General features: G+C 53.6%; 3 protein-coding genes. 2 read left to right on the plus strand and 1 reads right to left on the minus strand.

The window, feature by feature from the left end:
- Positions 1-223: IS3 family transposase (locus tag HMPREF1051_RS06910; RefSeq protein ID WP_036492078.1), on the plus strand; the 223-nt coding region annotated here is incomplete at its 5' end.
- A 358-nt stretch (positions 224-581) separates the two neighbouring features.
- Here the strand turns inward: HMPREF1051_RS06910 and HMPREF1051_RS06915 are convergent.
- Positions 582-1,526, minus strand: a complete 945-nt coding sequence (locus HMPREF1051_RS06915) for a hypothetical protein (RefSeq protein WP_003766287.1) — start codon at positions 1,524-1,526, stop codon at positions 582-584.
- 162 nt (positions 1,527-1,688) lie between these two features.
- On the opposite strand from HMPREF1051_RS06915, the gene HMPREF1051_RS06920 reads away from it, so the two are divergent.
- Complete coding sequence (locus tag HMPREF1051_RS06920) at positions 1,689-3,629, plus strand: PEP/pyruvate-binding domain-containing protein (protein ID WP_036492351.1); 1,941 nt, start codon at positions 1,689-1,691, stop codon at positions 3,627-3,629.
- Positions 3,630-3,754: the final 125 nt, after the last annotated feature.

Genomic DNA, 3,754 nt, shown 5'->3' on the forward strand with positions numbered 1-3,754 from the left:
AAGCATGTCGCGAAAGGCGAACTGTTGGGACAATGCGCCGATGGAAAGCTTCTTTGCGGTGTTGAAGACGGAGTGTTTCTATAATGCAGGTGAATTGACGGTAGATGAATTGATGAAGCAGATAGATGACTATATGGATTACTACAACCGGGAGCGTTGCAGTTTGAAATTGAAAAAGCTGAGTCCTGTCGCATACAGAACCCAGCTTGCACAGAGCGCCTGAATAGGCTTTTATGAGTGTCCAAGATTTGGGGGCCAGTTCAGTTTTCAGACGACCTTTTGTTGTTATTCCTATCATGACGGACGGAATATATAGTGGATTAACTTTAAACCAGTACGGCGTTGCCTCGCCTTAGCTCAAAGAGAACGATTCTCTAAGGTGCTGAAGCACCAAGTGAATCGGTTCCGTACTATCTGTACTGTCTCGCCTTGTCCTGATTTAGTTAATACACTATGCAAGCGGCAGCGCACCTCAAAAACCGAAAGAGATTGGATTCCCAATCAGGCAAAACACCGTACCAACTGCTTTCGCATGATGCCTGCCGCCGATACGCCATCCTGTATGGCAACCGACAGCGCCGCTATTCCAAACTGCCATACTCCTGCTTTTCCGCATCCCAGCGGTAGACTTTCCGTTCGCCGTTTTTCATGCCCTTCGCTTGCCAAATGATGTCGTAAAATCCATGATGCTGCTGCGGCGACATTTTCAGGATGTATGTGTCGGTATATACATCATGCCGGCGTGTGCCGTCCTTATTCCAGCTGCCGGCAATGTTTTCAAGCGTAAAGGTGTTGGCGTTCAAAACGGGTTTCAGACGACCTTCAATAATAGCAAACAGCACCATAAACTCTTCCAAGCTGCCGCCTCCTGCATAACCGACCGTGTTCTGCAAGCGCAGGCCGAAGGCATCGGTTTTATCGTTCAGGCGATAAGCGGCAAAATCGAGACGGGCGGGCAGCCCGATTTGCAAACCGCCCTCGGGGATTTGCACGACAAACTGCCGCTTCCCTTCCATAGCAGGTTTGGGGGACGGATAAAATTCGTCTTTTTCTTCATAATCATAACGTTCGGTATAAGGCGTGGCGGCAAGGGCGAATTTGCCATCGGTATCCTTTGTCAGCACGGCAAGGGTCATTTGAGCGACAGGGTTGCCCGAGTCGGGTCCGCATTGCGCGTAGTGATTCGGGTTTTCGCGGTAAAAATCGCCAAGCGGATGCTTATTCAGGCACACCAGCGCGACTTGGAGGCCGTTTTTCCAAGGCCGCAGCGACATCATATTCAGTTTTTCCACGTCTGCGTCAGGTGCAACCAAACTCAGGATTTCGCGTACGCGCGCATCTTGGCGCGACAGGCTGCCGAAGCCGTCGGCAAGCGGCTTGCCGTCCGTTTGTTTTGTATGCTGCTGCGTGATTTCCGTATTTTTGACCTGTGTCCGCCCTTTGCCGGATGAGTGTGCGGTTTCCGCCGTGGAAAGCGGGGCGGCGGCGAAGAACGCCAAGGAGAGAAATAATCCGGTTTTATTCATGTTTTGTATCCTGATTGTTCGAAGAAATGTAGCGGGTCGTCTGAAAACGACAGGCTGGAAATGAAGTCGGGATTCTAGCAGTACAAACTGAAAAAAGAATCAGGCTTGATTTTCAGACGACCTTTTCTTGCTACAATCCGTTTTTTTATCGTTGCCATTATCATGAAAACCAGCGTCTGCCTCTCCCTATTGTTCCTGCTCTCCGCCTGCCATCCCAATGCCGAAGTCGCCGATACCGCCGCGCCGACCGCGCGCAAGCCTTCTTATTTTGAGTCCGACAAACGCCAAGCCGCCACGCCGGTCAAAACGCAAACGCCCGCGCTGCCCGCCATCCGCAGCCGCGCCGATTTCGATCTGCTTTCGCGCGTTTACGAACAAGACAGCGAATACGAAATCCCGCATATCCTCTTCCTTATCGACCGCGAAGACAACAACCGCACCGACTACATCAACACGCCGAAATACCGCCTGCACGAAACCTATCTCGCCGAGATTTTGAAGCCGATGCCGACGCGCAAAGAATTGTTCAAACAATACCGCAGCCCAAACCGCCGCTTCCTGTTCGGCACCATCAGTTGGCAGAACAGCACTCAAGAATACGTTTACGAATTTTGGGAAGGCGACAAAATCACGCCCGAATTGCTGAAATTGGCAGAAGGCCGTCTGAAAGACAGTTTCTTCGCCCCGCTGCGCTACAAAACCAATTCCCTGTGGCAGGAAACCGTTGCCGCGCAAAGCAAAGTCCCCTTCGTAACCCAAGAAAGCCTGATACAGAATTTCCCCTATCTGCCGTTGCATAGGGGGAAAGCGGTAGGCACATTGCGCGTCATCACTCAGGAAGACGACCTTTACGATGTCGGTGCGGACGACATCATCATCTTGAAAGAAGTGCCGCTGGTGTTGCCGCCCGTAGCAGGCATCATCAGCGAAAAACCGTCCACCGCGCTGTCGCATGTGAACGTCTTGGCGCGCGGCTGGGGCATTCCCAACATCTACCTCAAAGACGCGGAAAAAATCCTCGCCCCCTATATCGGCCGCCGCATCGAATTGGCAGCCGACGCAAAACAATACCGGGTCGCCCAAACCAACCGAAACACAGCCGCCAAGACATTTTCAGACGACCTCTCCCTGCCGCAGCCAGACACTGCCGATTACAGCCTGCGGCCGCTTGCCAACTTGCGCCGTGAAGACAGCCGTTACTGCGGCAGCAAAGCCGCCAACCTCGGCCATATCCGCGCCCATATCGCAGGCAGCAACGTCCCCGACGGATTCTGCATCCCCTTCGCCTACTACCGCGCCATGATGGACAAACTCGGCATCAACGCGGCAACACTGGCGCAAATCGAAACGCAAAGCGGCGGCGACAACCGCAAACGCCGCACCGCCCTGCTCGCCTTGCAGAAAAAAATCACCGATGCCGAAATCCCGTCCGAATGGAAACGCACATGGGCGGAACAATGGCGCAGCCAATTAAACAGCAAAGGCGTGTTCGTCCGCAGCTCGTCCAATTCCGAAGACCTGCCGAATTTCAGCGGCGCAGGACTGTACACCACCGTGCCGAACGTAACCGGCGAAAACGCGCTGGCAGAAGCAGTGAAACAATCTTGGGCTTCCGTCTTCAATTACAGCGCGTACGAAGCCCGCCGCATCGCCGGACTGCCGCACGACAGCGTGAAAATGAGCGTCTTCGTCCAGCAAAGCATCAATGCCGACCCCTCCGGCGTACTCGTTACCGTCAATCCCTACGATACCGCGCAGAAAAACACTTCCTACATCGCCGCCAAACGCGGGCTGGGCATTCGCGTAGTCGAAGGAAAACGGGTGGCGGAACAAGCCGTTTACAACCGCCGCAACGACGCCGTACAACGCCTCAGCTCCTCCAACGAAACCACCGCGCTGCAATTGGATGAAAACGGCGGCGTCAGGGAAGTACCGATCACCGGAGGCAACGTCATGAATCACGACCAAATCCGCCACCTCGACCAAGCCGGACAGCAAATCAAACAGCTTTTCGGCAACGGCGAACAAGACATCGAATGGGCTTTCGCAGGCGGTAAACTCGTCATCCTTCAGGCAAGGCCTTATTTAAACGGCAGGCGGTAAAGTGGATTAACTTTAAACCAGTACGGCGTTGCCTCGCCTTAGCTCAAAGAGAACGATTCTCTAAGGTGCTGAAGCACCAAGTGAATCGGTTCTGTACTATCTGTACTGTCTGCGGCTTCATCGCC

The organism is Neisseria sicca VK64 (genome assembly GCF_000260655.1).
Taxonomy (GTDB): Bacteria; Pseudomonadota; Gammaproteobacteria; order Burkholderiales; family Neisseriaceae; genus Neisseria; species Neisseria sicca_B.